Source organism: Ancylobacter vacuolatus (assembly GCF_030813595.1).
Classification (GTDB): Bacteria; Pseudomonadota; Alphaproteobacteria; order Rhizobiales; family Xanthobacteraceae; genus Ancylobacter; species Ancylobacter vacuolatus.
Map to the genome: position 1 here is coordinate 211073 of NZ_JAUSUH010000001.1, position 25285 is coordinate 236357.

At 63.1% G+C, this 25285-nt stretch carries 26 protein-coding genes and 1 pseudogene; 9 read left to right on the forward strand and 18 right to left on the reverse strand.

The genetic code is table 11. From position 1 onward, the window contains the following. Positions 1-3: 3 nt before the first annotated feature. Positions 4-633, reverse strand: coding sequence for a LysE family translocator (locus tag J2S76_RS00990; RefSeq protein WP_307056682.1), 630 nt, complete (start codon positions 631-633; stop codon positions 4-6). Then, positions 630-1070 (reverse strand): VOC family protein, encoded by a 441-nt coding sequence (locus J2S76_RS00995; RefSeq protein WP_307056683.1) that lies wholly within the window; start codon positions 1068-1070, stop codon positions 630-632. The genes J2S76_RS00990 and J2S76_RS00995 overlap by 4 nt, the downstream gene beginning before the upstream one ends. Before the next feature lie 129 nt (positions 1071-1199). Here J2S76_RS00995 and J2S76_RS01000 point away from each other — a divergent pair, with 129 nt between their 5' ends. Continuing rightward, positions 1200-2573, forward strand: coding sequence for an aminotransferase-like domain-containing protein (locus J2S76_RS01000; RefSeq protein WP_307056685.1), 1374 nt, complete (start codon positions 1200-1202; stop codon positions 2571-2573). A gap of 333 nt (positions 2574-2906) precedes the next feature. Here J2S76_RS01000 and J2S76_RS01005 read toward each other — a convergent pair whose 3' ends face one another. Continuing rightward, the gene (locus tag J2S76_RS01005; RefSeq protein WP_307056688.1) at positions 2907-3569 is read right to left on the reverse strand and encodes an MFS transporter; all 663 of its coding nucleotides are present in this window, start codon (positions 3567-3569) and stop codon (positions 2907-2909) included. Between the two features lie 101 nt (positions 3570-3670). Here J2S76_RS01005 and J2S76_RS01010 point away from each other — a divergent pair, with 101 nt between their 5' ends. After that, complete coding sequence (locus tag J2S76_RS01010; RefSeq protein ID WP_307056690.1) at positions 3671-4552, forward strand: LysR family transcriptional regulator; 882 nt, start codon at positions 3671-3673, stop codon at positions 4550-4552. Between the two features lie 131 nt (positions 4553-4683). On the opposite strand, the gene J2S76_RS01015 is transcribed toward J2S76_RS01010, so the two are convergent. From J2S76_RS01015 to J2S76_RS01025, 3 genes are read right to left on the reverse strand one after another with little or no spacing between them, the layout of a single operon-like run. Then, positions 4684-5523, reverse strand: coding sequence for an MBL fold metallo-hydrolase (locus J2S76_RS01015; protein ID WP_307056692.1), 840 nt, complete (start codon positions 5521-5523; stop codon positions 4684-4686). Positions 5524-5544: 21 nt separating this feature from the next. Further along, positions 5545-5871: a hypothetical protein gene (locus tag J2S76_RS01020; RefSeq protein ID WP_307056694.1), complete on the reverse strand. Its 327-nt coding sequence runs from the start codon at positions 5869-5871 to the stop codon at positions 5545-5547. A gap of 5 nt (positions 5872-5876) precedes the next feature. Next, positions 5877-6422: a sugar ABC transporter gene (locus tag J2S76_RS01025; RefSeq protein WP_307056697.1), complete on the reverse strand. Its 546-nt coding sequence runs from the start codon at positions 6420-6422 to the stop codon at positions 5877-5879. 168 nt (positions 6423-6590) lie between these two features. On the opposite strand from J2S76_RS01025, the gene J2S76_RS01030 reads away from it, so the two are divergent. Further along, complete coding sequence (locus J2S76_RS01030; protein ID WP_307056699.1) at positions 6591-7490, forward strand: LysR substrate-binding domain-containing protein; 900 nt, start codon at positions 6591-6593, stop codon at positions 7488-7490. A gap of 294 nt (positions 7491-7784) precedes the next feature. On the opposite strand, the gene J2S76_RS01035 is transcribed toward J2S76_RS01030, so the two are convergent. Next, positions 7785-8741 carry an aromatic alcohol reductase gene (locus J2S76_RS01035; protein ID WP_307056700.1) on the reverse strand — a complete coding sequence of 319 codons (957 nt, stop codon included), beginning with the start codon at positions 8739-8741 and terminating at the stop codon, positions 7785-7787. 70 nt (positions 8742-8811) lie between these two features. Between J2S76_RS01035 and J2S76_RS01040 the strand changes: the two genes are divergently transcribed. Together J2S76_RS01040 and J2S76_RS01045 are read left to right on the forward strand one after the other, a co-directional pair. After that, positions 8812-9249: a winged helix-turn-helix transcriptional regulator gene (locus J2S76_RS01040; protein WP_307056702.1), complete on the forward strand. Its 438-nt coding sequence runs from the start codon at positions 8812-8814 to the stop codon at positions 9247-9249. A gap of 422 nt (positions 9250-9671) precedes the next feature. After that, positions 9672-10070, forward strand: a pseudogene (locus J2S76_RS01045) (DDE-type integrase/transposase/recombinase); the annotation flags it as partial. Here J2S76_RS01045 and J2S76_RS01050 read toward each other — a convergent pair. Further along, on the reverse strand, positions 10022-10465 hold the full coding sequence (locus tag J2S76_RS01050; RefSeq protein ID WP_307056704.1) for an Arm DNA-binding domain-containing protein: 444 nt from the start codon (positions 10463-10465) through the stop codon (positions 10022-10024). The pseudogene J2S76_RS01045 and the gene J2S76_RS01050 overlap by 49 nt on opposite strands. Continuing rightward, entirely contained in the window at positions 10456-10680 is a 225-nt protein-coding gene (locus J2S76_RS01055) for a hypothetical protein (protein WP_307056706.1), read from the reverse strand. Before J2S76_RS01055 ends, J2S76_RS01050 begins: the two co-directional genes overlap by 10 nt. Before the next feature lie 201 nt (positions 10681-10881). Here J2S76_RS01055 and J2S76_RS01060 point away from each other — a divergent pair, with 201 nt between their 5' ends. Next, entirely contained in the window at positions 10882-11490 is a 609-nt protein-coding gene (locus J2S76_RS01060; protein ID WP_307056708.1) for a formyltransferase family protein, read from the forward strand. A 503-nt stretch (positions 11491-11993) separates the two neighbouring features. Here the strand turns inward: J2S76_RS01060 and J2S76_RS01065 are convergent. Next, positions 11994-12605 carry a pseudaminic acid biosynthesis-associated methylase gene (locus J2S76_RS01065; protein WP_307056710.1) on the reverse strand — a complete coding sequence of 204 codons (612 nt, stop codon included), beginning with the start codon at positions 12603-12605 and terminating at the stop codon, positions 11994-11996. Positions 12606-13295: 690 nt separating this feature from the next. Here J2S76_RS01065 and J2S76_RS01070 point away from each other — a divergent pair. From J2S76_RS01070 to J2S76_RS01080, 3 genes are all read left to right on the forward strand, one after another. Further along, a complete protein-coding gene (locus J2S76_RS01070) occupies positions 13296-13451 on the forward strand; it encodes a type II toxin-antitoxin system HicB family antitoxin (protein WP_307056712.1) in 156 nt (51 codons plus the stop codon). Positions 13452-13798: 347 nt separating this feature from the next. Next, positions 13799-15061 (forward strand): hypothetical protein, encoded by a 1263-nt coding sequence (locus J2S76_RS01075; protein ID WP_307056714.1) that lies wholly within the window; start codon positions 13799-13801, stop codon positions 15059-15061. Positions 15062-15394: 333 nt separating this feature from the next. After that, on the forward strand, positions 15395-15760 hold the full coding sequence (locus tag J2S76_RS01080) for a helicase HerA-like domain-containing protein (RefSeq protein WP_307056716.1): 366 nt from the start codon (positions 15395-15397) through the stop codon (positions 15758-15760). A gap of 268 nt (positions 15761-16028) precedes the next feature. Here J2S76_RS01080 and J2S76_RS01085 read toward each other — a convergent pair whose 3' ends face one another. The 8 genes from J2S76_RS01085 to J2S76_RS01120 form a co-directional block, all read right to left on the reverse strand. After that, positions 16029-17483: an NAD-dependent succinate-semialdehyde dehydrogenase gene (locus J2S76_RS01085; protein WP_307056718.1), complete on the reverse strand. Its 1455-nt coding sequence runs from the start codon at positions 17481-17483 to the stop codon at positions 16029-16031. A gap of 45 nt (positions 17484-17528) precedes the next feature. Then, entirely contained in the window at positions 17529-18524 is a 996-nt protein-coding gene (locus tag J2S76_RS01090; protein ID WP_307056720.1) for a proline racemase family protein, read from the reverse strand. 14 nt (positions 18525-18538) lie between these two features. Continuing rightward, complete coding sequence (locus J2S76_RS01095; RefSeq protein WP_307056721.1) at positions 18539-20236, reverse strand: GMC family oxidoreductase; 1698 nt, start codon at positions 20234-20236, stop codon at positions 18539-18541. Positions 20237-20240: 4 nt separating this feature from the next. Next, a complete protein-coding gene (locus J2S76_RS01100; protein ID WP_307056723.1) occupies positions 20241-21716 on the reverse strand; it encodes an aldehyde dehydrogenase family protein in 1476 nt (491 codons plus the stop codon). Positions 21717-21739: 23 nt separating this feature from the next. After that, positions 21740-22747: a proline racemase family protein gene (locus tag J2S76_RS01105; RefSeq protein WP_307056725.1), complete on the reverse strand. Its 1008-nt coding sequence runs from the start codon at positions 22745-22747 to the stop codon at positions 21740-21742. 15 nt (positions 22748-22762) lie between these two features. Next, positions 22763-23671, reverse strand: coding sequence for a 4-hydroxy-tetrahydrodipicolinate synthase (gene dapA, locus J2S76_RS01110; protein WP_307056727.1), 909 nt, complete (start codon positions 23669-23671; stop codon positions 22763-22765). A gap of 105 nt (positions 23672-23776) precedes the next feature. Then, on the reverse strand, positions 23777-24598 hold the full coding sequence (locus J2S76_RS01115; protein ID WP_307056728.1) for an amino acid ABC transporter ATP-binding protein: 822 nt from the start codon (positions 24596-24598) through the stop codon (positions 23777-23779). A gap of 13 nt (positions 24599-24611) precedes the next feature. Then, entirely contained in the window at positions 24612-25259 is a 648-nt protein-coding gene (locus J2S76_RS01120) for an amino acid ABC transporter permease (protein ID WP_018390852.1), read from the reverse strand. Between the last annotated feature and the right edge of the window lie 26 nt (positions 25260-25285).

The following is a 25285-nucleotide window of genomic DNA, read 5'->3' on the forward strand; positions in this document are numbered from 1 at the left end:
CGCTCACCGCCCGGACGCGAGCAGTTTCAGACCCGCCACGGCGAACAAGGCGCACAGGCCGCTCTCGATCCAACGCCGCAGTCGTCCGTAAAGGGCGATCATCGGCGCAGTCGAGAACAGCACCGCATAGCCGCCGAAGACGAAGACGCCCAGCAGGGCGCAGCCGCCGATGATCGTCGGCAGCACGCCGGAGGGCGTATCGTCCCGAAGCCCCAGCGACATGATCGCGATCCATGCGAGGACTGCCTTCGGATTGCCGATGTGCATGAGAATGCCCTGGCGATAGAGTTGGCGATAGCGAGGAAGAGGCGCGTTGGTCCGTGTCGTCACCACGTCGGACGTCTCACGCATGGCCGATCGTCCCGCGCGAAACGCCAGATAGAGCAGATAGACACCGCCCAGAATCTTGATGACGAAGAGCGCGTCCGCATAGGCCGCCAGCACTGCGGAAATGCCCGTTGCAGCGAGGATCGCCCAGAAGAGCGATCCCGTGATGACGCCGCCCGCCAGTGCGAGGGCGGGACCGCGTCCGTCGCGCATCGCCGTTGCCATTATCGCCATGTTGCTTGGCCCCGGACTGGCCGTCGCGAGGAGATAGGTGGAATAGACGAGCGCGATCTGGCTGGCGATCATCGAACCTTCTCCCGAAGCATCAGCCGCTCTTCACGTGGGTCAAGGTCGCCGCGATAGACGATGTGGACCTTATTTCCGTCGAGATCGCGCAGATAGGCGCCAAAATAGCCCTCGCCATAATGCGGGCGCGCGCCCGGTGCGCCCTCATCCGTGCCGCCGTTCGCCAGCCCCGAGGCCCATGACTCTTTCACTGCCTCGGTCGTGGGCGCGAGGAAAGCGGCCATGCTGCCGTTGCCGACCGTTGCCGGCAGCCCGTCGCGCGGGCCGTACACGTAAAAGCGCGGGAGTGGTGCGTCCCCAGACACCCAGCAGAGCGCCAGAGGGCCGTCATCTGGGGTGACGACACGTTGCCGCAATCCGAGCGGTGCGAGCAGCGCATCGTAAAAGCGGCCCGCTCGCTCAAGATCCCGGGTTCCGACCGTGACATGGCTGAACATGCGCCCTCCATGCGCACGCCGTGGCGGACGTACGCTTGTGAATTGACTTGATTGAGCTTGCTTCCCTATCAATTGTTACACTTATGCACTATATGAATAGTGTCATGTGACACTTTTGAGAAATTCGTCATGCGCCTGCAGTCCCCGTGGGCACCGCGCCTTGCGGACATCGAAGCCAGCACCGCTGACCGGCTGGTCTTGGCACTTGCGGACGACATCATCGAAGGGCGATTGAAAGGCGGCGACCGTCTGCCAGCCCATCGCGATCTCGCATGGAAACTCGGGATCGGTCTCGGCACCGTCACCAAAGCCTATGGCATCGTTGAGAGGCGCGGCCTGACGCGGAGCGTCAAGGGTCGAGGCACCTTTGTGACGATCCATCAGGCGCATGAAGGGCGGCAGATCGACCTGTCGTCCAACACGCCGCCGGCCATGCTCACCGAACGCCTCTTGGCGCGCACGCTGACCGTGATCGCCGGGAGGATCGACGCAGACCAGCTCAATCTCTATGCGCCGCCCACCGGGCATCTTGAACATCGCCGTCTCATGGCACGCTGGCTGGGAACACTGGGCGTACCGGCCGATCCATCATGTCTGGTCCTGACAGGAAATGCCCGTCAGGCTATCGCACTAGCGTTCGATCTTGCCTGCGATCGGCAAGGGGTCATCCTGACCGAGAGGATAACCTACCCCGGTGCGATTGCACTCGCCTGTCGCAGAGGTCACCGGATGCGCGGCGTTGAAATCGACGCGGAAGGCATGATCCCGGAAGCGCTCGCGATCGCCCTCGCTAGTGAGAAGGATGGCGGGAAAGCGGTCTATCTCACGCCGACGCTGCACAATCCCTCCACCGCGACAATGGGAACGGCACGACGACAGTCGATCGTCGATATCTGCCGCCGTGCCGGCGCCCGGATCGTCGAAGACGGCGTTTATGCCTTCGCCGCGTCGGGCCTGCCGCCGCTGGCAGCTTTGGCGCCGGATATCACGCTGCATATCAATGGATTGTCGAAGTCCCTCGGACCGGGGTTGCGGATCGGCGTCTTGGCGCTCCCGCCCGGCATGATGGATAAGGCAGAGGGCATCGTGCGGGACATGCCAATGCAGCCGGCACCCCTTTCCTGTGCGCTGGTGGAGGAGTGGCTGGCGAGTGGCGTCATAGCATCGGTTCAAAAGGATCTCGGCCATGAAGCCGCGCGCAGATCGCGTCTGGCCGCCTCGATTCTCGGCGCCGCCGGTCTCATCACCGATCCGGCAGCGTGCCACGCCTGGCTGCCTGCACCGCGCGATGACGCCGATGAGCTGGTCGTCGCGGCCGCCGCGATCGGCGTCAGGCTTACGCCCCCTGCATCGCTAATGGTGGAAAGCGAGGATCAGGCGACCGGCATCCGCCTTTGCCTCGGCGGGCCGTCGTTCGACGAATTGACGGACGCCCTGAGCGCGTTCGCAGGACTATTGAAGAATGCACAATATGTCGCCGTCGGTCGTCACCGCTTGCGATGATCCGCGCCAGCAAGGGAGCCTGATGGCGGCGGATCGGTATATCTGACTAGCCGAGGACGTCCGGCCTCTCTCGGGACTCGCCAATCACGACTGCCTCGCCTTCCCAGAGCCGCGGTCGTCGAGCGCGTTCATGCCAAAACACCTGAGCGCCTTGTGAAAAGGCGGCATTGGAGGGCTATAGGGTAGATATCGTGCTCATCATCGTTGGGCATGGCCCGCCAGGCCCGCCGCTTCTAAGCTATGGCGCGATATCCTGCGCGGTAGCTACGCAAACGCCGCATCGCCGATACATATCGCTCCGCTCCACGACCCTCGATATCCTCATGCCCGCGCTCAATCGCGCTTTCCATTGCGCTGAAGCAGCAGCACGATGATGCCGACGATTGCGGCTACCGCGCCGACGGGCGTTGTGGCCGCCAGCCCCAGACTTCCGATCACGCCACCGCCCAGGATCGAGCCAAGTGCGATGCCGGAATTGAACCCGGCGATGTTGAGGCCGGCGGCGGCGGCGAGCGCATGGGGGGCGTGCCGTTCCGCAATGCCGATCACGCGCGCCTGCATGGCGGGAACCGCCGCATAAGTCAGCGCGCCAAGTGCCGCGATCAGCACCGTCATGACAGGAATGGAGCCGGCTGCGGGCCACATTGCGCCGAGCACAAAAGCAAGCCCGATCAAGACGATCATCACCGCCTTGTCGGGTCCGAGCCGGTCGGTCATGCGCCCGCCCACGACATTGCCGATGGCTGCGGCAATGCCATAGACCAGCATCATCGCGGCGACGAGAGGCGCATCCATCCCCGTCACCTCGATCAGCAACGGCGAGATGTAGGAAAACAGGGCGAATGATCCCGTATAGGCCAATACTGTGATCAAGGCAGCGCCAAGAAGCCTGCGATCGAATAACGCGACCAGATTGTGGAAGGCGTCCTTTGCCACACCCTCGCCCATCGTGGCACGGGACGTAAGGATCATCAGAATCTTGAGCTTAGTAAGCATTGGGGCACTCCGGTTGTTGCCCGGAACATGCCTCACGCCAGTACGCGACAAAAATCATTCCTTGTGCTATCAGCCATAGAAATAGCTATGTCTCGACGCTCATGAACTACCTCATCTATTTGCGCACCTTCCTCGACACCTACCGCGCCGGCTCGCTCACCCGCGCGGCCGGGCGTCTCGGCATTACCCAGCCGGCAGCGTCCGCACACATTGCCTCGCTGGAGGAGATGCTGGGCAAGCCGCTCTTCATCCGGCAGGCGCGCGGGGTCGCCCCGACGGCCGCTGCCGACGATCTCGCCCGTTCGATCGCCTCCCAGCTCGACGGGATTGAGGCGACCATGGAGGCGGCCCGGGCGCGCTCCAGCCATTTGAGCGGCACCGTCCATCTGGTCGGCCCGGCGGAATATCTTTCCGCACGCATTGGCCCCGCCCTGGCCCCGCTCGTCGGGGAGGGTCTGCGGCTACGCATCCAGACCGGCAACCGCGAGCGTATCTATGCGGCGCTCGACGCGGGACATGCCGATCTCGCCGTTACCGCGTCGCCGCCGGACGGAAGCGTCCACGGCTTTGCCGGACTGGGTCAGGAACGCCTGATGCTCGTCGCTGCTCCGGCAATCGCAGAGCGGGCTAAAGCGCGCACCGTCACCGCCGAGTTCCTGTGCGGGCTTCCCTGCATCGCCTATGATGAGGCACTGCCGTTGTTGCATCCGTTCTTCGAGCATGTCTTTGGCAAGGTTCCCGACATGCAAGCCGTGGTGACGGCGCCCGACCTTCGTATCCTGATCGGCATGGCTCAGGCCGGAACGGGGTGGACGGTATTGCCGGACTATCTGTGCGCCGAAGCGCTGGCGAGCGGGCAACTCGTGGAACTGCCGACGACGCGGCCGGGGCCGGACAACACGCTCTATCTCGTCTGGAACAAGACGGCGCTGCGCCATCCTCGTGTCGTGTACGTCAGAGATTTTCTGCTGCGTGCGGTTTGAGCGCGTAAACGTGGATGAACGGCTGCCGCTTCCCATCATAGCCCTCGACAGCAGCAAAGGGCCGAGGGCCAGCACGCTGCGGCGGATGCTCTGTGGTTTCGAACGTAGCTCGCGCCGACAGCGGCACGCGCTCATGCCTCATATGCGACCCCGTAGGCCAGCTTTCTTCGCTCGATCCGCGCGAAACCGAGCTCGCCAAGGTGGATGCCAGCGATCAGCAATTGCTCGGCGGCCACGCAGTCCAAAAGCCTCGACCGCGTATCGGCGGCGAGATGCGCATCCTGATCGAACGCGATCGACACGTCGGGGCGCGGAACCTGGATCTGGGGGAAATGAACGATGTCGCCCCAGACGAGCAGGCTCTTGTTTCCTGAATCGAGCCGATAGCCGGTGTGTCCGGCGGTGTGGCCCGGCAGCGGCATCGCTGTGATGCCGGGCAGCACCTCGCCGCCCTCAAAAGTTCGCAGCCGGTCGCGATAGCCATCGAGCGCCTGACGCGCCACGAGGAAGTTGCCACGGGCGCGCTCGGGCGCGCGGCTCAGATTGCCGTCATCCTGCCAGAACGCGACTTCCCGATGGTGGGCGACAAGTTCGGCGTTCGGGAAGACGGCTGTTCCTGACGCGTCCATCAGCCCCCCGACATGATCGGGATGGGCATGCGTCAACAGGATCGCATCGATTTCGGAAGGGTGGATGCCCGCACGCAGAAGATTGGCTTTTAATCGGCCGCCCCACTGTTTGAATCCACCCGCTCCTGCGTCGATCAGGATCGTGCGACCGCCGCTGCGCACCAAATAGCAGTTGATATGGATCGAGGTATGATCCGTTATCCCCGCATTTTCCTGCATACGGGCGGCATCGGCCGGGTCGATATTCGCGAGGAAATCGAAACTGGCGTGGAGATAGCCATCGCTGACGGCGGTGATTGTTAAGTCACCGACCTGTTGGCTGGGCAATGCGAAACTAGACATTGGTTTTCTCCTGGCATCCGCTCAATTGCGCGCGTGAATGCTCGACGCTTCATAGCCAAAGCAACGGATGCGCGCGGCGAGACCGATATTGCGCCTTATGGCGTCGTCCAGTTCCCCCATGAACTGCGCCATGACTGGCGGCGTCCGAAAGGGCTCAAGGCGATATTGGATTTCTGCGAAGGCGGGGTGCCCCCGGCCATGCCGGACAGCAACATAGACAATATGCACGTTCGCCAATGCGGCCCGGAGAATGCCGGTACAAAGTTCCGTGCATTGCTCCGTGAGGTTTGCGAGTGCTTCGTCCGGCGGCATCCTGTCTGCGGAAATATAGATCGTGACATTCGGCATCGGTGCTACCGCGTCTTCCCGACCGCAGCGTCAACGTCATTCGTCAACTGCGCCGTCATCGGCGCATAGACATGGACGCCTTCAGATAGATGCTCGATGTCAGGCACATTGCCGCGCTCCACCTTGGCGAGCCAGCGGTGTTCCGGGAACTTCTCCATAGCGACCGCCTGCATCGCATAGGGGGTGAGGCCAAGCCGGATCAGGGGTTCGGGGCCCAATGCGCTCAACGCCAGATATTCGCCCTCACCAATGGCCGGCGCACGGTCGATGCCGCCATAGAGGTTCCGGTGCCAGTCGGTGATGTGCTGTTGCCAGCGTGCGAAATTGCCGCCGCCCTTCTGGCGGTATTCCTCACCCATCAGGATGTCGAGGCCGTCGATCGAATGAAGGGCGAGATAGACGGGGCAGCCGCGGCTCAACGCCTTGAAACGCTGCGAGGTGTGGAAGCCGGTCACCGAAATCAGGGCTGGCAGCTTGTCCAGGCTGTAAAAGTCGTTCCATTCCGCTTCGCTGACCGGGTCGGCAAAGCTGCATTCCACCGTGTAGATCATGACACCACCTTCGACCGGAAGCTTCTCCTCCCAGTCTTGTCTTTCGTTGATATTTTCTCATGATAGACTGCCAATCCACGTCTATATATCGACAACGGATCATGCTTCAGTGACCTAATATCAAGGTGGCGGCGGATCGAAGACTAAGCCATCCCTTCAGGAAGCGTCATGCGCCGTAAGATTCCCAGCAATTCCGCACTCATGGCGTTCGAGGCGTCGGCGCGTCATGGCAGCTTCGCGCGCGCGGCCGACGAACTGGCCCTGACCGAAGGGGCGATCAGCCGCCAGATCGGCCGGCTGGAAGTGTTCCTCGGCGTCACGCTGTTCGAGCGGATCGGTAATCGCGTCCGGCTTTTACCGAATGGAGAGCGTTATGCGGCTCAGGTCCGCGAGACGCTCGACCGGCTGGAGCGTGACAGCCAATATCTGATGGGGCAGCCGAGCGACGGCGCGAGCCTCGACATCGCAATCTTGCCGACGTTCGCCACGCGTTGGCTCATCCCGCGTCTGAAGCCGTTCCAGGAGCGGCATCCGCATATCACCCTGCATCTTGCGGAACGGATGGAGCCATTCGTTCTCACCGGCAGCGGGTTCGATGCTGCTATCCATTTTGAGCATCCTGCCTGGACGGGAATGCGGACGCACCGCTTGCTGCATGAGGTGCTGGTTCCGGTCTGCCATCCAGTGCTGATCAGGGGCCGAGACCCTGCCACAGCCCTCGATGCGCTGCCGCGGCTCCATCGCCGCCAGAACCCGGACGCCTGGCAGCGCTATGCCGAAGAGGCCGGGGTCGTGCTGACCAATCCTGCGATCGGTCCCCGCTATGATCTTCACTCCATGCAAATCGAAGCCGCGTTGGCTGGTCTCGGCGTTGCGCTCGTGCCGCGCCTCTATATCGAAAGCGAACTAGCGGAAGGTCGCTTGGTCGCGCCTTGGCCTGATGGGGAGTCGATTTCCAAGACCTTCTGCCTCATCCTGCCGGAGCCGATCCGGTTGAGTGAAGCTCCAATACAGGTGTTCGCGAACTGGCTGCTCGAGGAGGCGCGATCGTCAGATCCAACCCCTTGATGTCAGCCTGTGTCCTTGGCCCGCAGCTCAGTGTGACGAATCGTATCGTTGCAATGCTCTCTCGCGCCCCAGCCGAACCGGATCAGGAAGCCGAAGCCTAAGGATAATTCGGCCGTTCTGCCGTGACGGAATCCCGACCCCATAGGTGCTAACTTAAAGTCCCCGCCCGCTGCCAGAGCTGCCGGCCGGCGATATGAGAACCAAGTCACGCTCTGATGGTCGTGGACCAAGCGATCTAGTCCCGAGCACGTCGGTCCTACTTCGACCGATTGGCACTGGCAGGCCGCCACGCGCTTACTTGCCGTGCTGGCCGGCGCGCAGATCGGCATCGATTAGAGCCGAGAGGTCGGTGACCGGGATGCTCTGGCGATCGTTGAACGTGCCCGCCTTGTCCCAGGAGACTCCGCGACCGATCGCGAAGGCGGCGCGATACTTACGCATCATGTTCGTCGGATCGCTCGCCAGCTGTTCCATGAGGAAGGGCACGCTCCATACCGACCGCTTGAACGGGCGACCCAGCGCGGCCTCGAGCTTGTCCGCGACCTGGCCGTAGGTGACGGTGTCTCCGGCCAAGAACACAATCTCATTGCGGATGGTCGGCTCGAAAAACACGATCTCGGCCGTCAGCACGCCGATATCGTCGGGAGTGGTCAGCGTCACGGCGGTGTCGAGGCTGCCGAGCGCGTGGACTTCACTGTTCTCCAGATCGACGACGCCGAACTCCGGCTCGAAGAGATAGTTCATGAACATGCCGGTGGAGATGATGACCCACTCGGTCTTGTTCTGCGAACGCAACAGTTCGCGCACGTCGAGTTGCGCATCGAAAATATCCTGCGGACCGCCGCGGCCGATCGCTTCGAAATCGACACCGAACTGCCACGGGAAGTAGCGCGGGATGCCCGATTGCAGTGCCGCCTTGGCCAGCTTCATCGGCGTGTTGATGCCGGCCGCATAGCCCGCGCAGCCGATCACCGTGTCATAGCGCGAGAACACCGACGCCAATTCGTCGATCGAGCTATTTACCAGATCGCCGACGACGATCTCGATACCCGCCTCGCGAATTTCGGAGATGTCGCGCTGCTTGGCTGGCGCGTCGGATGCGACGGCGCTGGCGCGCAGCAGCACGCTGATCTTGGCTCCGTCGATGTCCTTCGCGCGACGCGCCAAGTTGCGCAGGACCGGCATCCCAAGCTCGCCGGCGCCCAATACGAGGATATTCCGTGACTTCACGGTGGAAACGGCATCGTTCATATTCCGACTCGCTCAATTTCGGTTGCCGCGTTCATCTGGCAACTCATCGACGAGCGCGAAAGAAGGGTACATGCGTGATACTGGGGTCAGATCGCTAAGCCGAGAAGACGTCCTCAAATATTCCCAGACCGTTTGCGACGGCCTTAGGGACGATGACGACGGTGTGCGGCGAGAGGTATTAGCGCATGCAGGCAGTCGCTGGTCTCTCGGTGTCATCCACACGCTTGGCGTATACGGGCCGTTGCGCCATGCGGAGATCGCCAAACGCATGCACGGCGTTACGCAGCGGATGCTCACACGCACCCTCCGACACTTAGAGCGAGATGGATTGGTGATCCGCCACGACTTTGAAGAGGTTGTCCCTCACGTCGAATATGCGCTGTCCGAGACAGGCCTGGAACTGCTGGTCCGAATGGTGCCTCTGTGGACGTGGATCGTCGAGAACGTGGATAGCTTTCGCGCGGCGCGAGCGACGTTCGACCAGAACCATTCGGCTGAGAAGCCATAACTATGGCGTCAAGCAGTAGCGCCCGCAGGGTACGGCCATCGCACCCGCCTCATCCGGAGCGGGTGGTTCGCAACTCACCAATCTCACTTTTAGCGATGCCCTCGATGACGTTGCCCAGCTTGGATAGAGGGGCCGCAGCTGGGATTGGGGCTATCAATCCCTTGCAGATAGAAAATAAAACACTCTGGAGAACTGGCCGGGCAATAGCGAAGCCGGAGCAGCTGGATTTCGTCGTTTTTACAATTGATTAGGTCGTCTGCAGTGACACCCCTTCCGCCATTTCAGTCCCGGTGAGCACTGCGTTTACGCCATCACGCGATACCGGCGTTTGAAGCAGCCGGGTCTTCGATCCCATGAACCGAACCTCGCCCTCGGCAACTTCGACGCGCTGGGCAAGCGCGCGGGGATGGTCGCGGCGGTGTCTGGCGGTCGTGATCGACCTCGTCTCCCGCCGCGTCGTCGGCTGGTCCATGCTGGCTCGGCAAACCACCAACGTCGTGCTTCAGGCGTTGCTGGCCGCCGTCCGGCGACGCAAACCGAAGGACCGTGTGCTGGTGCATTCGGGCCAGGGGAGCCAGTTCACCCGCATGGAGTGGGCTTCGTTCCTGAAACTCCACGATCTGCAGCCCTCGATGAGCCGTCGTGGCAACTGCCATGACAACGCCGTGGCCGAGAGCTTCTTCAACCTGCTCAAGCGCGAACGCATCCGCCGCAAGGCCGATCGCGCGAGCGACGAGGCACGCCGGGACGTGTTCGATTGCATCGAGATGTTCTACAACCCTACCCGGAAGCACGCACGGAACGGGATGCTGCCGCCCGTCCTAGCGTTGCGAAATCCCGCCGCGATGCTCTCAATGAGGCTATCAGCCACCTCTCCAAATGTCAGCTTGGTCGCCTGCGCCTTCCTCGCAGCCTCGGCGGCGCGGCGTTCGTCCCGAGGGTTCGTGCCAGCATCGATCAGCTTGCGGGCCTCAGACGCTTTCTGGCGAGCGTTGGTCAGTGAGATGTCGTGGGCGGGGCCAAAGCCAAGCTCAGACCGCTTTCCATCTGGCTTGAACATGAAGAGCCAGAACTTTGCCCCTGTCGGACTGACCTGCAGGTTCAGCCCGCCTCCATCGGAACGACGGCCGGGGGCGCTGATCGAAAGCACTGTTCGGGCGGACAGCTTGTTCGTCGCTTTCGCCATACCGAGGCGGTCTGCCACCGTCAGTCCCATTCAACGGCGCCTGTCATCGCCTTCGGCAGCCGGAGGCAACCCGCCGACACCTTGCTGCGGAGGGCCGTCAGCCGATGGTCGATGACGGTTTGGCCGACCAGCAGCGCCCTGACCGTCGCCCGCAAATCGACGTGGCATGCGGCCACAGCCTCGTCGACAAGCGCGTCGGTCACCTCGAAATCGTCTGCCGGCTCCATGGTGGCGAAAATCTCCATGGCATCCTCCCTTGGCCGATCTCCCTTGGCCGATCGCGCCATAGGCGCGGCAGTCGGGGCGGGCCATGACGGCATTCTGCGGACGCCATGTCCCTCATCGTCAGTTAAGGCGTGAGAGGCATTGATGCGGATGATATTGCTTTTGTTAGCGGGACTCGCATTCTAACAATTGCTGGGGACCGCTTTTCGTAGAGGTATTTTATGACGAACGTATTGTTTTTAGGTTATAATAAAGAAAAGACGAGACTAATAGAGCTGTTGAGCGAACGAGGCTTATCTGTGAGCTGGTTTGATCAGCCGGTTAGTGACATTTCTATGTACGACGCCGTCATCAGTTTTGGCTATAGATTCATATTGACGGCGGATGTTCTCGCGAAAGCCAGGCGACCTGTTTTAAATCTTCATATATCCTATCTTCCGTGGAACCGCGGCGCTCATCCGCTTTTTTGGGCGGCTTATGATGCCACGCCTGTCGGCGTTTCTATCCACGAGATCGATTCGGGCATTGATACTGGGCCAATATGCTTCCAGCGTGAAGTGCGGATCGATCCAGATGTCGAAACGTTTTCAAGTGGATATAGAAAGCTTATTAATGAAATCGAAGATTTATTTGAAGAAAATTTAGATGAGATAATCTGCGGGAGCTATACCCCTCTCCCTCAATCCGGCCCTGGAAGTTTCAAGCGTGTACGCGATCTCCCAGGTCAATTTTCGTGGAATGAGCTTATAGAGCCTGCAGTCAAGCGACTTAGGTGTCATCAAAATAAAATGGAGACTGCCAGAACGTGGGATGGCGCAGAAAAGACATGATTAAAATAATCGCATAAATGATAGACTAATATGAGAGTCGCGCTCTCTGTATATAATTGCCAATATGTCTGAAAATCACGGGTGAAGTATTGATCTGCGCTCGAGTTGATGGGTGCTTCTGCGCGCGGCGTAGCTCACGCGATCTAAAGTTCGCATCATTCGCCCCGGATTTGGCCGCCCTCTCACGAATCTTACTGGCGTATTTGGCGCGCGCGTGCGCCAGGACATCAGGCGGGGAACAGCGATCACGAGGGATGTGGTGGATATCAACCAAGGGCTTTGCCCCTCAGGTCGTTGGCCTTGTCGGCTCGGTGTGCGGCTTTCGCTGCGAACGGATCTGCTCACGTGGTTTTCTGCCGACGTATATAATAACTTCTAAGATCGGAAAGTGGCAGAGAGACATCCGCCACTTATCTAATTCGGCGATAAAGAAATTTATTCTATCGCAGTTGATATTTTAAATCACAGAGGGTTTGGATTGCTTATAGAATTGAGGATTGTTATTATTTTTCGAGAAGGAACCAATGTATGTCGTCCTGTGGGGCCAAATTATCTCGCTTATAGATAAATCCGTAGTCAATTAACTTCAAGCCATACGAATCAATCAAATCTCCAGCAAAATCCCTTTTGAAAAGCCTATTAGAATGTCCTCTATATGCAATTGTTACTGGAGAGGGGTTGTAATACTCGGCAACCAAAACGAATCGATTGGATCCATAAACTAAATTGTCGTAAACGAGCTTCAAATAATCGGGATCAATGTGAATTAAAACGCCAACAGTGAAAGTTAAATCAACGGAAGGATCGTTTATTTTATCCAGAATTGTACCATTAACGATCTTTCCGACGTTGAGTTCGGCGGCTTTATTAGCCGCGGCCTCGTTAATCTCGTATCCGCTCAATTCAAGCGCAGGGTTCAGTCGTTTAAGTGTCAACAGATTTAAGCCGATATTGCATCCCAGCTCCCTAGCTGACCGTACGTTATTTGCACATCGGAGCATCCGGGCCCACATTGCGACTTTAGAATAAAAAAGACTATCTGAATTATTGCGCGCGATGTATTGATCTCCAAAATCTCCGGCCCAAAAATTCTCATGCTCGGTTTTGAATTCCACGACAGAACCTTTCAATAATTGTGATTCTAATACGTATAAAGACAATGAAATTCTCTAGAGGTAACATAATCGCATGAAAATGCCCTCTTTCGGGAGTTGATCATTACAAAGGTTGTGTTCCTAATAGCATCATTTTGAAGCTCCGGCCATAAGGTGGGGGCCTTTTTGCCTTTGTCCGTTGTGCGGCCGCCTGGAGGAGGGGGCAACCGAAGCCATCGGCCGCTGCCGTAGCGGGCGCATGATCAAGGCCCTGGCGTTGCATGTTCATTACTGTCGGCTCGTCACATTTCTCTTCAAAGGGGGCGATGTCGCGGATGGCACGGCGGGATCGACGCCACGGAAGCAGATGCCTGCCGCCCGCGGCCGCAATGGCGATAAGGACCACGACAGAGATGCAATCCGTTGTCAGGTCTGGGAGGGGGGCGAGCCGCAATCCTCGCCGCGCCGTCGATCACATGAACGAGGGGGCGGGCGATAGAGTGACGGCAGATGCCCTCGAAGGATACTAGCGACGCTGTACAAGGCATAAGGCATAGGCAGGCTCAGACGTCCGGCAGGGTCGGCGGGCCGGCCCCTCGAAGCACGTCGCGCGCGCCTGCTAACCGGCTCGAAGCCCTCAATTTCCCCCGCCTGCGCACCCTCGCGGATCTGCGGAAGGACGCCTCCCAGGCGCTGGAAGGTGCGCTCCCCGTGCTGGTGCCGGCGAAGCTTCCGGCCCGCTCGGTGCGGGTGAACATCACGCTGGACGAGCGCCTGCTGTCTCCCATCAATGCCGCCGCACGGGCTGCCGGCGAAGACCGCTCCGCCTATCTCGCCGAAGCCGCGAAGGAGCGCATGGCACGCTAGGGAAAACGGTGCAGTCATGCCGCCCTCTCGACAACTTGAAGGCGAGCGGGCAGCGTCATGGCACGCGAGGAGAACTCAGGACCTTCATTCCTTTGAGTGTGGCTCGCCTCTTGCTGGGTAAGGCTCGTGCCGCGAGCGGGCGACATAGCCCGGCCCCCATTGCAGCTTGCCGCTCACCGTGCGCTTCGCCCAGCCGCCAATCGGTTGGCCACCCGCCCAGGCCACGAACTCGATTGCTATCGGGAGCTTCCCCTCGGCTCGTCTAGCGACCCAAGCGAAATGAAAGCTATTGCGCGAAACTCAACTTGGAGTCGTAATGTAAGCAGAAAAACAAGTCGGGGGTGGTCATGCGGTATCTGCGCGTTCTCGAAGTCTTTGTTATTGCGGCATTTGTTGTCGTCTTCAGTGCGGATGCCTTCGCCCAGCGATGCGATCCGGAAAGCGGCCGCCCGCTTCCGGCCCGGTGCCTTACGCCCGGCACGAGCCCAAGCGTCACTCCAGTATTGGTGGAACAGCAAACCGCGCGCCCCGAGGACGTCATTATCAATCTGGCGACGCCAGACCTGACCGAAGACGAGCTCAGCAACAATTACTACTTTGATCTGGCGATAGCCGGAGGCTGCGGCTCGCCCTTTTACCAAAGCGCGAGGCAGTTCCTGGATTCTCGGAACCCGTCTTTCTGGCAGCGCCTCACGAACCGAACCGGCATCACTTACGAGAGGGCCAGTTACGTTCTTACCGCCAAGTTCTCCAACGCCCGCTGGGCCGCCCTGCCGGCAAATACGCTCGCCGAAGCGCCGCTGGTGAGTTTCACCCGGAACGCGAACGGCTCGGTCGTCGACGTGCGATGCGAGTCCCTTCTTCTCACCGGGATCCCGATCACGACCGATCTGAGCGTGGCGTTCAAGCTCTACGTCTCGCGCGAGCCGGTGGTGTCTGATCGCGCGATTAGGGGACTGGCCTTCGTGACGAAGGTCGCGTCCTTCCTCGTCTCCACGGGCGTCTTTCACGCTTCGATGCAGGCCGATCTGGCGATCATTGACCAGAACCGGGAGCCGTTGGCGACGGCGGCAAACGAGTTCTTCCACACCTTCCAGGCAGTCGACGACTTCAAGGTTGAAAGAACGATTCTCAGCAGCCAGGCGGGCCTGCTGTCGGGCACGGGAACCAGGGTGATGGGCCTCAAAAAGACGCTTCGGACCCTGGCGTTCCTAGATACAGTCCGCTCGGGCAGGCTGGCGCGGCCGAACGAGAACATCGCCAATGCGATCAGGATTCGCACGGGGGTCGACATCGTGAATCTCGCGACGAGCATCCAGCCCGAATACGATAGGGACCTCGTCGAGGGGACTACGAGCACGGCTCGCCGTATTTGCCAGCGCATTCGCGACAAATTCGATTTCAACAATTCCGTCGACAACGTCGTTGCGATGTATGCGATCCTCAACGGAAAGAGGACGACCCTCAACGGTCAGGCGAAGTTCCACTGCCTCGACGCGACCGACATCGAAGATCTCAGCAGGATCGGCATCACCCGCCCCCCTTATGAGGGCGGGTTTGCCGGGGCGGCGGCCGTCACAGCCACCCAGGTCGCGGCGTCGCCGATGTGACGCTGCGGTTTGGCCGTGCTCGACACCGGGCATAGGCTGCAAGGTCACACGCATCGTTCCGCCTTCGCTGCCGCGATTGTCATCCGGCTCCATTCGTCCGGCGACCAGATGCCGCCGCCGCGCGACAAGGCCCCTCGACAGAGCGGTGGCTGATGCGCAGCCGCCGGGCAATCTCTCAGCGCGGCCGGCCGAGCGGGTGCCGCCGGCGCGCCACCGGCACCACCCGCCATGGGCGCGTGATGATGAAGAGCACTGGCCTGCGCGCGAGCTTCCCTCATGCTTCCCCACGCAAGGCATGATCTTGGTGCGCACCGTTGCCTTCGTGGCCTGCAGATGCGCGTCGAGATCGCTCTCGATCCTTGCGAGTTCGTTCGGCGTCGGCCGCCCGTCCGCCAGCGCATCGGAGATGCCGGCGAGCACATTTCTCGCGCGCCAGCCCGGCCAGGCGCTCTGCTCGCCACGGCGCCGGATGGGCGCGGCATGATCAACCTGCTGGCGGCCGATAGGCTGATGGATTCGCCGCGCACCTATGGCGCCTTCCTGCTGTGGCTGCTGCCGGTCGGCGGCATCACACCCCAGACAATGGCACCCCACTGCGCAGCCGGGGCAGATGGCTTTGGCTTGGGCCGCGCGCTCTGCATGCCCGGACAGTCCGTTGCTCAAGTGGCCGCGCAAGCCCGTTCCTTCCGCATCGCGTGAAAAGCGCACGAGTGACGAAGCTCAAGGGGCGAACCATAAGCAGACGGCTCATCCTAGCCTGCTGTAGCATCGTGGCCTCCGATCAGAGGATGGTCCGCTAACGGTCGTGCGGACCGAGCCGAAACGTCGAACACCTATGGTATTGAAATTGCGTGATTCAGCTGGCGTCGAGAGAGCCGGCGGGAGCCGCCGACGCCGGTCACTTTCGCTCTTGGGACGCGTGGTCGACCGGCAGGAACTGCCGACCGACCACGCGGGGCGCCAATCGTCAAAGAGCCGCTAGTTCAGTCACAAACTTGGTGCGCAGAAAGGCATCAAGTCCTTCAATGCCGCTCTCGGAGCCGTAGCCGGACTCGTTCACTCCCCCGAACGGCGTTTCCGGCGTCGACACCGCCATGTGGTTGACGCCGACGAGGCCAGCGTCAAGCGCCTCCTCGGTGCGCGCCGCCAGCGCCCCGGAGCGGGTGAACACGAAAGAGGCCAAGCCGTAGGGCAGGGCGTTCGCCCGCTCGATCACCTCGTCGAAACTGGAGAAGGAGGTGATCGGAGCAATGGGCCCGAAAGGCTCGTTCGACATGATTGCCGCATCCGCCGGGACGTTGGCGAGGACGGTCGGCGCGAAGAAATGCCCCTGATTGCCGATGCGTCGGCCGCCGAGCTTCAGCTCAGCGCCCTTGGCGACGGCATCGTTCACCAGTTCTTCCATCGCGGCGAGGCGGCGGCGGGCGATCATCGGCCCCATTTGCGTGCCGGCGTCGAGGCCGTTGCCCACCTTCAGTTCGGAGGCGAGTTTGACGAAGCGCTCGACGAAGGGATGGTAGAGCGATTCATGGACAAAGAAGCGCGTGGGCGAGGTGCAGACCTGGCCGGCATTGCGGAACTTGAACGCCACCAGCGTGCGTGCCGCGAGGTCGAGATCGGCGTCGCCATGGACGATGACCGGCGCATGGCCGCCCAGTTCCATGGTGCAGCGCTTGAGCGTATCGGCCGACAGCCGGGCGAGTTCCTTGCCCACGGCGGTGGAGCCGGTGAGCGTCACCGCCTTCGGGATGGGCGAGGCCAGCAGCACGCGGCTGACATGGGCCGGCGCGCCGAACACCACGTTCAGCACGCCCGCCGGCAGGCCGGCCTCCTGGAAGCAGCGGGCGATGGCGACCGCCGTGCCGGGGGTCTCTTCCGCCGGCTTGATGATGATCGAGCAGCCCGCGCCGAGCGCGCCGGCGATCTTGCGGATGACGTTGGATGACGGGAAGTTCCAGGCGGCGAAGGCGACCACGGGCCCCACCGGCTCCTTGAGCACCATCTGGCGGACATTGGCCATGCGGGCGGGCACGATGCGGCCATAGGCGCGCTTGCCCTCTTCCGCGTACCAGCGGGTGGCGTCGGCGGCGAACTGCACCTCCGGCACAGCTTCGGCGAGAGGCTTGCCGTTCTCCATGGTCAGCAGCCGCCCGATGCGCTCCTTGCGCGCCTCGATGAGGTCGGCCGCCTTCATCATCAGCGTGTAGCGGGCCTGCGCCGTCATCGCCTTCCAGAGCTTGAAGCCACGTTGGGAGGCCTCCAGAGCGCGGGCGAGGTCGGCATCGGACGCGTGGGGTACGGTGGCGAGCGCTTCGCCGGTGGCCGGGTTCTCCAGCGTTTCGCTCTTGCCGTCGGAGCCCTGGCACCAGACGCCGTCGATCAGCAGCTCGATGGTTTCGTCATATTTGGGAAGGTCGGTCATCGTCATCTCCAGGAGCCCGAGGAAGAAGCGGGCCGAATGTTGGCCTCAACGGCAAAGGAATCCGTCCGACAGGGGGTCGCCGTCGGCGAGCATGAAACGATGCTCACCGGTGACGTGGGCAAGGCCGATGATGTGCGGGTGGATGGCGTCCGGCCGCCCCTCGATCGCGCGTGCGGTCGCGGTGAAGTCGACGTCGAGGATATTGCGGGTGCGTATCGGCTGATCAAGGCCGATCTCGCCGCGCGCCACCAATTGGGCGAGCCGCGCCGAGGAGCCGGTGCCGCAGGGCGAGCGGTCGAACTTGTTCGATTCCAGCACCACTAGCTGGCGGCTGACCAAGCCCTGATCGTCCGCCGCTGTCTCGTAGAACAGGATGGAATCGACAGGTCGGTCGGTCCCCGGCACATGCCCTTGCACGATGTCGGCGTTCAGCGCCGCCTTCAGCGCCGCACCAATGGCCATGGCGTGGGAGACGCCGGCCGGCGCCAGCTCGACGCCGGCGGCGCGGGCGGCAACAAGGCCGTACCAATTGCCGCCCCACACCACATCAACGCTCACAGTCACCCCCAGGGCGGCGACCGGAACGTTGCAGGTGGCGACATAGGCCGGCACATTCTCGAAGGTGACGGCGGCCACCGCCCCGTGCTCGCGGCGCACATGCACGGTGATGATTCCGGCCGGCACTTCCAGCGTGAAGGAGCTTTGCGGCAGGTCGGAGGGACCGATGAGCCCCATCTGGTCCAGCGTCACCGCAAGGCCGATGGTCGCGTGGCCGCACATCTCCAAGTACTTATAGCTGCCGAGGAAGAAGGCACCGAAATCCGCCCGCGTGCTCTCGGTCATCACCACGCCCACCATCGCCGCGTGGCCGCGCGGTTCGTGCAGGAGAAAGGTGCGCAGCGCATCGAAGCGGGCACGAAAATCCTCGGCCCGCGCCGCGACCGTGTCACCGCGCAGAGGCGGCACGCCGCCGGTGACGACGCGGGTGGGATGGCCCGCCGTGTGGCTGTCTATGGTCGAGATCCAGCGGCGGATCGCCATGTCGTTCCCCTGTTCTAGCGGCCGGACTTGATGGCGTCGGCGATCTTCTCGCCGGCCATGATCGTCGTCAGCATGGTGTTGGCGCTGATCACCGCCGGCATGATCGAGGCGTCGACCACGCGCAGGCCGTCGACACCGATCACCCGCGCGGCGCTATCGACCACGGCGCGGCGGTCGTCCGGGCGGCCGATCCGGCAGGTGCCTGAAGCGTGCCAGCTGCCGCAGGCGTTCTCCTTGATCCAGTCCCGCAGCGCCTTGGGGTCGCCCATCATCTCGCGGGCCTTGAGGCCGGGGGTGATGACGTTCTCGATCATCAGCTTGCGCGATAGCGACCCCGTGCCCATGATTCCGGCCGCCATCAGCGTCATGAACCAGTTGGTGCGGCTGACGGCGCCGAGCTTGCGCACGCGCTCGGAGAAGGTGGCGGGGAAGATGTTCTCGATCACCCCGTTCATCGCTGGATCGTTCACGATGCCCCAGAGCCGGTGCATGCCGTCTTCGAGCCGCTTGAGGTCGCGCTCGTCGGAGAGCTGGCGGAAATTGACGAAGGGCGCGGTCGCGGCGTCGCGTCCCCGCAGCTTCACCTCGCCGGTCGAATAGGGCCGGTTCACGCAGACGAGGATGGAGGCGAGCCGCCGCCCCAGCGGGTGCCAGGCCGCGCGGTTGGAGGGCAGCACGAACATGTCGCCCGGTGTCGTGTCCGGCAGGCCGGAGCTGTAGCGATAGCCGATCTGGATATGGCGGCGCTGGCTTGCGGGCAGGCGGGCGGATTTCGGAAGATAGGCGGCGAAGGCGACCATCGGGTGGTCCTGCAGATTCTGGCCGACGCCGGGCCGGTCGGCGCGCACCGCAATGCCGTGCTCGCCCAGATGCGAAGCATCGCCAATGCCCGCGCGCATGAGGTGAGCGGGGGTCTGGAGCGCGCCGGTGGAGAGGATCACTTCCCGTGCCGTCAGCGTCAGGGGGCCGCCCGGCCCGATCACCGTGAGCCCGGTGACGCGGCGACCCTCGAACAGCAGTTCCTTCATCTCGGTGTCGGCGAGGATGGTCAGGTTCGGCCGCGCGCGCACCTCGCGGGTAAGATAGGCGCGCGCTGTCGAGACCCGTTCACCGTCGACATTATTGATGGTCATCGGGAAATAGCCGTCGTCGAAGACGCCATTGTGATCGCCGATATTGCGGATGCCCTGCTTGTCGAAGACGCCCGCGACGGTTTTCGCGAAAGGCGACCAGTCCTTCTCGGGAATGCGGCGCAGCGGCAGGGGGCCGTGGCTGCCATGCATCTGGCTGTTGCCGAAATCGAGATCGGTCTCCAGCTTGCGGAAATAGGGCAGCACATCGTCCCAGCCCCAGCCCTCGGCGCCGGCTTCCCGCCAGTGGTCATAATCCCATGGCACGCCGCGAAAGGCGAACTGGCCGTTGATGGAGGTGCCGCCGCCCATCACCCGCGCCTGCTCATAGCGGCGCCCCTCCGCCCCGGGCTTGGGATCGTTCAGATGGATGGTGAGGTTCTGCCAGTGATAGAGCCGGTTGAAATAGGCGACGATCGGATAAGCATCGAGCGTGTCGGCCGGCTCGGCGCCGGGGGGCGTGTCGGGCCCGGCCTCGACGAGCGCGACCTTCAGGTTCGAGGCTTCCGAAAGCCGGCTGGCCAGCACGGCACCCGCCGCGCCGCCGCCGACGACAATGTAGTCATATGCGTGTTCGGACATGTTCTCAGCCGTGATTGAGCCAGACGGTCTTGAAGCGCAGGAAGCCTTCAAGCCCCGCGCGCCCCATCTCCTTGCCGAAGCCGGAGCCGGCGAAACCGCCCTGCGGGGTTGCGAAATCGGGTTGGCGGCCATGGCCGTTGACCCAGACCGTGCCGGCGTTGAGGCGCGCGGGGAGGGCAAGCGCCTTGGTGGCGCTGGTGGTGTAGAGGCTGGCGGCGAGCGCGTAGCTGGGATGGTTGGCCATGGCCAGCGCCTCGTCCTCGTCGTCATAGGCGTAGACGGACAGCACCGGGCCGAAGAATTCCTCGCGGAAGCCGACCGACGTATCCGGCACGCCGGAGAGCACGGTCGGCTCCACATAGGCGCCGGCATTCATGGTGGCGCAGCGCCGGCCGCCGGTAAGGAGGGTGGCGCCATCGGCCACCGTTTCGGCCAACATGCGGTCGATGCGGGCCGCCTGCTTCTCGCTGATGATCGGTGGCAGGGTTGCGCGCGTGTCCCAGGTGGGACCCGCCACCCGCGCCTGCGCAATGCCGATGATCCGATCGGTCAGTTCGTCGAGCAGGTGGCGCGGTGCGATCAGTCGCGTGCCGGCGGTGCAGACCTGGCCGGCATTGGCCAGGAACCCACCGGCGATGGTGGCGGCGAGTGCGTCGAGATCATGCGCGTCGTCCATGACAAGCTGGGGCGTCTTGCCGCCCAGCTCCAGCGTCAGCGGCTTGGTGCCGGTCATCGCCGCATCCGCCATCACCCGCGCGCCGGTGGCCGACGAGCCGGTGAAGGTGATCTTGCCGGTGAGCGGGTGGCGCACCAGCGCTGAGCCGGTGGCGCCCGCACCCTGCACCACGTTGAACAGGCCAGCTGGCAGGCCGGCCTCGATGGCCAGTTCGGCAATCATCACCGCCGAGGAGGGGGTCAGCTCGGAGGGCTTCAGCACCACCGCATTGCCGGTCGCCAGCGCCGGCGCGGACTTCCAGATGGCGTTGATCGCCGGGAAGTTGAACGGCGCGATGGAGGCGATGACGCCATAGGGTTCGGGCTTGAGGAAAGTGGTGCCGCTGTTGGCCCCGGCGATCAGCGTTCCCTCGATCTTGTCCGCCCATTCGGCGAAGTAGCGCACGGCGCCCGCCGCGCGGACGAGGTCGCGGGTGATGACGTCGGCCACCGGCCGGGTCGTCGTTGCCGCTTCCAGCCGCCCGAGCTCGGTGCGCCGCGCGTCGATGAGGTCGGCCCACGCCTTCAGAACCCGCGCCCGTTCCAGCGGCGTGGCGGTGGACCAGCCGGACGCCGTGCGGACGTCGGCCGCGTTGCGCATCGCCTCATCCACCAGCGCCTCGTCCGCGGCCCGGAGGGTGCCGAGGGGCGCGCCGTCCGAAGGACGAACGAGCGCGATCTCCGCGCCATCGCCGGCGACGCGCCGCCCGCCGATCAGATGATCGGTAATCGCGGTGACGCTGTTCGGGTCGAAATCGTGGGACATGTGCCTCTCCTGCACCCGGTTCCTCAGACGCCCGTCAGGCGGAAGCCCTGCTGGAACGGGTCATGGGGATCGAGGAAGAAGTTGAAGCTGCCGGTGAGGTAGGCGGAGCCGGTGACGGTGCAGCCGATCGCGGGCAGGTCGCCGACGGTGGCTTCGCTGCGAATCTCGCCGGTGAACACCGTGTCGAGAATGCCGGCATGGCGGAACGTGTCACCCACCTTCAGCTCGCCCTTGCCGTGCAGCATCGCCATGCGCGACGCGGTGCCGGTGCCGCAGGGCGAGCGGTCGATCACGGTGGGCGGGCAGACGACGACGTTCTTGCCGTCGAAGCGCACGCCGTCGCCCTCGCCGATGATCTCGATCTGGTAGATCTCGTTTACATGGGCAAGTGTCGGGTGCTGGACCGGAATGTCCTTCAGCCCGGCGCGCAGTTCAGCGGCCGCGCTCACCAGCGCCCAGGCATTATCGGTGGTCAGGTCGAGGCCGAGGTCGGAGCCCTTGACGATGAGGTAGAAATCGCCGCCGAAGGCGATATCTGCGCGCACCTTGCCGAAGCTCTTGGTCTCCACCATCACGTCGCGCTGGTAGAGGAAGCTCAGCGGCATCTCCAGCGTGACGGAAACGGCGCGGCCGTTCTCCACCTTCACCCGTGCCGGAACGACGCCGGCCGGGGTGTCGAGCCGCACCAGCGTCTCGCCTTCCTGCGCGGTGATGTAGCCGGCCTCAACGGCGATGGTGGCGACCGCCATGGCGCAATGGCCGCACATGGGGGGATACGTGTCTGGCTCCAGGATGAGCATGCCGATATCGGCATCCGGCGAGCAGGCCTCGGTGAGCACGGCCGCTGGCATGTTGAACGAGCCGCGCGGCTCGAACAGCACCAGCTGGCGCAGCCAGTCGCGGCTCATAAGGTCGGCGCGCTTTTCCACCATGGTGGCGCCGCGGATAGGCCCGAAGCCTGACGTGATGAGGCGGAGAGGGCATCCGGCGGTGTGGGAATCGATGCCCTGGATGATGCGGGTCGAGCGCATGATGTCTGTGTCCGTTCAGGCGAGCGTGGAGATGGTGGCGGCGACGTCGGCGTCGGCGAGGATCCTCGCGACCGTGGCGAGCTGCGCGTCGGTGAAGGGCAGCAGCGGCTCGCGCGGAATGCCGACCGGCTGGCCGAGCGTGTTCATTGCCGCCTTGATGCCGGCATAGAAGCTGCCGGTCTTGAAGCAGCGATAAATGGCGAACAGCGCCGGCTCCAGCCGGTCGGCCGTGGCGGCGTCACCGGCGAGGCAGGCATCGTAATAACGGCGGACAAGGCGGCCGGAGAGCTGGTGCGCCATGGCGACAACACCGACCACGCCGAGCGGCAGCGAGGAGCGGATCATCGTCTCATAGCCGACGAAGACCGCCAGCTCGCCCTTCACCTTCTGGCACAGCTCGGCGACCTGCTGGATGTCGCCGGAGGAATCCTTGATGGCGACGACATTCGGGATGTCGGCGAGCCGTGCCACCAGATCGGGCGTGATGTTCACGCCGATGCGTACCGGGCTGTTGTAGAGCATGACCGGCAGGCCGGAGGCGGCGCAGATGCGGCGGTAGAAGTGCTCGGCCTCGCGCAGGTCAGGCTTGGAATAGATCGGCGGCAAAGCGAGGATGCCGTCGCAGCCGGTGGTCTCGGCAGCCTTGGTCAGTTCCAGCACCACATCGGTGTGGAGATCGGAGACGCCCGCGAGCACCGGCACGCGGCCGGCGGCGACCTTCACCGTCGCCTCGAACAGCTTCACGCGCTCGGCTACGCTCATGGCGTAGAACTCGCCGGTCGAGCCGCAGACGATGAGGCCATCCGCACCATTGGCGATGTTCGCCTCGGCAAGGGCTTCAAAGCGCGGGAAGTCGACGGGCCCCTCGGGTAGGAAGGGCGTTACGAGGACACTGTGGATACCCTGCCAGTTGGTTTTGGTCATGTCGGTCTCGGCTCTTGAACGGGTGTGTCGGGACAAAGCGGGGGCGTCGCGTGCAGCGGCGGCACGCAGAGAAGTCGGAAGGTGAGGGGAGCGCCCGTCGGCGCGTCAGGTTTGCAGCAGCGGACGCATCAATTCGGCGGTGGCGTGGAAGCGGTTCACGAAGGTGCGCACGCGCTCGTTGGTGGGGTGGAGCAGAACCTCCTGCGGGGTGCCCTGCGCGCAGATGGCGCCTTGATCCAGGAACACCACGCGCGTCGCCACTTCGAGCGCAAAGCCCAGCTCATGGGTGACGACCAGCATCGTCATCCCCTCGCGGGCGAGCGTGATCATGGTGTTGAGCACCTCGCCGACCAGTTCCGGGTCGAGCGCCGAGGTCGGCTCGTCGAACAGCATCAGCGAGGGGCGCATATTGAGGGCGCGGGCGATCGACACACGCTGCTTCTGCCCGCCCGAAAGCCGGCCGGGCATGCGGTCGGCGAAGTCCGACATGCCGACCTTGGCGAGAAGGTCGAGGGCGCGGGCGCGGTTTGTGGCGTCGTCCTCGCCCAGCACGGTGCGCGGGCCTTCCATCACATTGGCCAGAACGTTCATGTGCGGAAAGAGATTGAACTGCTGGAACACCATGCCGACGCGGCTGCGCATGGCCGCCACGTCGCGGCCGCTGATGCGGGCATTGTCGTGCCCGTCCGCCGCCCGGTCGAAGATCGGCGAACCGTCGATGGCGATCCGGCCGGAGCTGGGATTCTCCAGCAGGTTCACGCAGCGCAGCAGCGTCGTCTTGCCCGAACCGGACGAGCCGAGCAGCGCCACCACTTCGCCGGGATAGACGGTGAGGTCGATGCCCTTGAGAACCTCATGCGAGCCATACGACTTGCGCACCTGGCTCACCTCGACCAGCGGAGCGGCAGCGTTGGGGGGACGGGTCATGGTTCGCGCCCTCTCACTGGGAGTTCATCTCGAGCCGGCGCGCGAGATAGTTGGAGGGGATGAGGATGACGAGGAAGATGATGCCGACCACCGTGTAGACTTCCATCGGGCGGTAGGTGAACGACGACACGTAGCTCGCCTGGTAGAGCAGGTCCGGCACGGTGAGCACCGAGAGCAGCGTGGTGTTCTTCATCTGGATGATGGTCTGCCCCGCCAGCGGCGGGATCATCTGGCGGAAGGCCTGCGGCAGGATGATGCGGCGCATCGCCTGCCAGGAGCGCATGCCGAGCGCCTTGGCGGCGTCCGCCTGTCCATGGTCGAGCGACTGGATGCCGGCGCGCAGGATTTCGGCGTAATAGGCGCCGCCATAGAGGCTGAGGGCGAGAATGCCGGCCGCCTGCTTGCTGATGTTGATGCCGGCGAAGATCGGTAGCGCGTAATAGCTCCACAGCAGCCAGACCAGCAGTGGCACGTTGCGGAAGAACTCGACGAACAGCCGACCGACAACGCGCAGCGCCTTGATCGGCGACAGCTGCACCAGCGCGATCAGCAGCCCGATGATCAGGCCGAGAACGCAGGTGATGACCGTGTATTCGAGGGTGACGACCAGTCCCCAGGCGAACAGATGGGCGTTTTGGGTAATGACGGACCAGTCGAACACGGCGCGGCGACCTTGCGGTGGAGGGA

Bases quoted from the DNA above. Each gene is read 5' to 3' on its own strand.
- J2S76_RS00990 (WP_307056682.1), bottom strand. From the start codon at position 633: ATGATCGCCAGCCAGATCGCGCTCGTCTATTCCACCTATCTCCTCGCG.
- J2S76_RS00995 (WP_307056683.1), bottom strand. From the start codon at position 1,070: ATGTTCAGCCATGTCACGGTCGGAACCCGGGATCTTGAGCGAGCGGGC.
- J2S76_RS01000 (WP_307056685.1), top strand. From the start codon at position 1,200: ATGCGCCTGCAGTCCCCGTGGGCACCGCGCCTTGCGGACATCGAAGCC.
- J2S76_RS01005 (WP_307056688.1), bottom strand. From the start codon at position 3,569: ATGCTTACTAAGCTCAAGATTCTGATGATCCTTACGTCCCGTGCCACG.
- J2S76_RS01010 (WP_307056690.1), top strand. From the start codon at position 3,671: ATGAACTACCTCATCTATTTGCGCACCTTCCTCGACACCTACCGCGCC.
- J2S76_RS01015 (WP_307056692.1), bottom strand. From the start codon at position 5,523: ATGTCTAGTTTCGCATTGCCCAGCCAACAGGTCGGTGACTTAACAATC.
- J2S76_RS01020 (WP_307056694.1), bottom strand. From the start codon at position 5,871: ATGCCGAATGTCACGATCTATATTTCCGCAGACAGGATGCCGCCGGAC.
- J2S76_RS01025 (WP_307056697.1), bottom strand. From the start codon at position 6,422: ATGATCTACACGGTGGAATGCAGCTTTGCCGACCCGGTCAGCGAAGCG.
- J2S76_RS01030 (WP_307056699.1), top strand. From the start codon at position 6,591: ATGCGCCGTAAGATTCCCAGCAATTCCGCACTCATGGCGTTCGAGGCG.
- J2S76_RS01035 (WP_307056700.1), bottom strand. From the start codon at position 8,741: ATGAACGATGCCGTTTCCACCGTGAAGTCACGGAATATCCTCGTATTG.
- J2S76_RS01040 (WP_307056702.1), top strand. From the start codon at position 8,812: ATGCGTGATACTGGGGTCAGATCGCTAAGCCGAGAAGACGTCCTCAAA.
- J2S76_RS01050 (WP_307056704.1), bottom strand. From the start codon at position 10,465: ATGGGACTGACGGTGGCAGACCGCCTCGGTATGGCGAAAGCGACGAAC.
- J2S76_RS01055 (WP_307056706.1), bottom strand. From the start codon at position 10,680: ATGGAGATTTTCGCCACCATGGAGCCGGCAGACGATTTCGAGGTGACC.
- J2S76_RS01060 (WP_307056708.1), top strand. From the start codon at position 10,882: ATGACGAACGTATTGTTTTTAGGTTATAATAAAGAAAAGACGAGACTA.
- J2S76_RS01075 (WP_307056714.1), top strand. From the start codon at position 13,799: ATGCGGTATCTGCGCGTTCTCGAAGTCTTTGTTATTGCGGCATTTGTT.
- J2S76_RS01080 (WP_307056716.1), top strand. From the start codon at position 15,395: ATGCGCGTCGAGATCGCTCTCGATCCTTGCGAGTTCGTTCGGCGTCGG.
- J2S76_RS01085 (WP_307056718.1), bottom strand. From the start codon at position 17,483: ATGACCGACCTTCCCAAATATGACGAAACCATCGAGCTGCTGATCGAC.
- J2S76_RS01090 (WP_307056720.1), bottom strand. From the start codon at position 18,524: ATGGCGATCCGCCGCTGGATCTCGACCATAGACAGCCACACGGCGGGC.
- J2S76_RS01095 (WP_307056721.1), bottom strand. From the start codon at position 20,236: ATGTCCGAACACGCATATGACTACATTGTCGTCGGCGGCGGCGCGGCG.
- J2S76_RS01100 (WP_307056723.1), bottom strand. From the start codon at position 21,716: ATGTCCCACGATTTCGACCCGAACAGCGTCACCGCGATTACCGATCAT.
- J2S76_RS01105 (WP_307056725.1), bottom strand. From the start codon at position 22,747: ATGCGCTCGACCCGCATCATCCAGGGCATCGATTCCCACACCGCCGGA.
- dapA (WP_307056727.1), bottom strand. From the start codon at position 23,671: ATGACCAAAACCAACTGGCAGGGTATCCACAGTGTCCTCGTAACGCCC.
- J2S76_RS01115 (WP_307056728.1), bottom strand. From the start codon at position 24,598: ATGACCCGTCCCCCCAACGCTGCCGCTCCGCTGGTCGAGGTGAGCCAG.